The following is a 2,709-nucleotide window of genomic DNA, read 5'->3' as shown; positions in this document are numbered from 1 at the left end:
CACCCTCGGACCCGCCCCCGCCGCACCCCCTCTATCTCTTCCCCCGCCCCCCCGGCGCGCGCCCCCCCCGCCGCCCCCCCCGCATTGCCGTTGTGGGCCCCCGTCGGCGGAGGGGGCGGCCCGGAGGGGGCGGCCCGGGGGGTGTTCAGCCGTGTTTGGACTCCGGGAGGCGGGCGCGGGGGGTGCCGTCCGGGGTGGCGGGGGCGGTGGTGTCCCAGGCTCGTAGGGCCGTGAGGGCGGCGGCGCGGGCGGGGGCCGTCGGGCGGACGCCCTCCGGGGCGAGGAGGAAGTCGGCGACGGGGGTGAGCAGCAGGGTGGCGGGTCCGGCCGGGAGGAGGCGGGCCTCGTCCCACTGGTGCCGGATGACGGTGCGGCGCAGCAGGGTGCCGTGCCGCGGTCGGAGCGGGCGGGTGAGGGCTTCGCGGCGGTGGAGTTCGGGGGCGACCTCGGCTTCCAGGACGGTGCGCACGCCGCCCAGGGAGCCCAGCGGCACGTGTTCGGCGGCGAGGTCGAGGAGCGCGACGGCCTCCGGGGCGAGCCGGTAGGCGGCGACCACGGCGGCGGTCTCGACGGCTTCGAAGGACTGCCGGGCCAGGCGGGCCACGTCGATCACGTCACCTGCCCGGAAGGCGCGGCCGAGCCCCTCCTCCGCGAGGGCGATCAGGCATTCGACGTGGTCGTCGGCGGCCAGGTAGGGCCGGACCGGGACGGTGGCGAGGTCGCCGGTGAGCGCGGCGGTTCCGAGCCGGACCTGGTACCACGGGTCGAGCAGCGGGTCCTCGGCCGGCCAGCGCAGGGTGACGGAGGTGTGCCGGGGGCGCTCGCCGAGCAGGGTGACCTCCACGGACTCCACCGGGTGCTCGGTGACCAGCCGGCTGACGGCCTGCCAGAGCGCGGCCTCGGTGGGGCTGACGAGGGTGAGCTCGCCCAGCGGCCGGGGCAGGTCGGACGGGTAGTAGCCGGCCAGCGGGAGGTCGCGGATCGGGCGCACCCCGGTAACGTCGGCGAGGTCGCGGGCGAGCCGGGCGTAACAGTCGGCCCGGTCGCGGGCGCGCTGCAGTTCGGCGCGGGCGTGCTCGCCCATCCGGACGTCCTCCCGGACGAGCGCGGCGAGCACCAGGTAGGGGAGGTCGCGGGCGCCGCGGGCGCGGTGGAGCAGTTCGACCGGTCCGGCGACCGGGTCGACGTCGAGCAACCGGTAGAGCAGGTCGGTGTTCACTGGCGTCGGCCTCCGAGAAACGTGGTGGTCGCCCGGGCGGCGGCACCCGGGGGGTGTGGCGGGCCCGGCGGGTCGTACCGGGCCGACGGCTGGGGGGCCACACCAGTGATTGTGACGGTGGGCGATCAACACCGGATCACTACGGGGTCGACGATCTCTCGACAGCCCACCGGCTGGCGTGGGTTGATAGGGACTCATCAATCGGGGGGCGGACGCGTGCGTGGGCGGGGGCGGGCACATGAAGCGGGCAGGTGCACGAATGAGTGATTTCCGGTTCTCGGTGCTGGGGTTGATGAGAGCGCAGCGCGGCACGACCGTGCTGAAGGTCGGCAGTCCCCAGCAGCAGGCGATGCTGGCGGTGCTGCTGCTCCGGCCGGGGCACGGCGCGAGCGCCACGGACCTGATCGACGCCCTGTGGGGTGAGGAGCCGCCGAGCACCGCGGTGACGACGGTGCGGACGTACGCCTGGCGGTGGCGCAAGATCCTGCACGGCGACGAGCCGGACGCGCCGACCGTGCTGACCTCGGTCGGGGACGGCTACCGGCTGGTGCTGCCCAAGCACTCCGTGGACGCGGCGCAGGGCGAGGAGCTGGCGGCGCAGGCCGAGCGCACGGCGGCCGCCGGACAGCCGCAGCAGGCGCGTGACCTGCTGAACCAGGCGCTGGAGCTGTGGCAGGGCGAGCCGCTGGCCGGCATCCCCGGCCCGTTCGCGCAGCGGCAGCGCCAGCGGTTGCAGGAGCTCCGGCTGACCCTGCTGGAGGAGCGGATCGCCCTCGATCTGACGCTGGGCCGCTTCTCCCGGTGCATCCCGGAGCTGACCGCGCTGACCACCGAGCACCCGCTGCACGAGCGGGCGTACGGGCTGCTGATGCGCGCGCTGTACCAGGCCGGGCGGCAGGCGGACGCGCTGGCGGTGTACCGGGGCGTGCGCCAGTTGTTCCTGGACGAGCTGGGGGTGGAGCCCGGGGCGGAGCTGGACCAGCTGCACCGGCGGATCCTGGAGGGCGACCTGTCGCTCGCCGCCCCGGCGCCGGCCGCGGCGCTGCTCCCCGGCCCGGTGAAGCCGGCCGGGCCCGGGCCCGAGGCGCAGGATCCGCCGGACGGCCCCACGGCGGCGGGTGCGCCCGCCGCGCCCGCCGGCACCAGCACGACGGCGCCCAGACCGGCCCAGCTGCCGCCCGACGCGGCGGACTTCACCGGCCGCACCGTCCAGGTCGAGCGGCTGGGCGAGGCCCTCGGCGCCCCGGGCCAGCAGGCGCTGGTGATCGCGACCGTGGTCGGCATGGGCGGGGTCGGCAAGACCGCGCTGGCCCTGCACGTCGCCCACCGGGCCCGGGACTCCTACCCCGACGGGCAGCTCTACGTCGACCTGCGGGGCGCCGACACCACCCCGGCCGACCCGGAGGCGGTGCTCAGCAGCTTTCTGGTGGCGCTCGGCGTGCCGACCGACGGGGTGCCCGAGGGGGTGGCCGCCCCCGCGGCGCGGTGAC

General features: G+C 76.7%; 2 protein-coding genes. One reads left to right on the top strand and one right to left on the bottom strand.

Translation table 11 applies throughout. The features are described 5' to 3' along the window. Positions 1-145 precede the first annotated feature (145 nt). Complete coding sequence (locus tag ACFV61_RS26755) at positions 146-1,219, bottom strand: hypothetical protein (protein WP_380376811.1); 1,074 nt, start codon at positions 1,217-1,219, stop codon at positions 146-148. Between the two features lie 259 nt (positions 1,220-1,478). On the opposite strand from ACFV61_RS26755, the gene ACFV61_RS26750 reads away from it, so the two are divergent. Then, positions 1,479-2,708: a BTAD domain-containing putative transcriptional regulator gene (locus ACFV61_RS26750; protein ID WP_380494314.1), complete on the top strand. Its 1,230-nt coding sequence runs from the start codon at positions 1,479-1,481 to the stop codon at positions 2,706-2,708. Position 2,709 lies beyond the last annotated feature (1 nt).

Origin of the sequence: Kitasatospora sp. NPDC059817 (assembly GCF_042731835.1) — a bacterium.
GTDB lineage: Bacteria > Actinomycetota > Actinomycetes > Streptomycetales > Streptomycetaceae > Kitasatospora.
The sequence above is the reverse complement of the archived record's forward strand: the minus strand, read 5'-3'. Positions and strand labels throughout refer to the sequence as shown.

Coding starts and splice junctions, on each gene's coding strand:
- ACFV61_RS26750 (WP_380494314.1), top strand. CDS start 1,479: ATGAGTGATTTCCGGTTCTCGGTGCTGGGGTTGATGAGAGCGCAGCGC.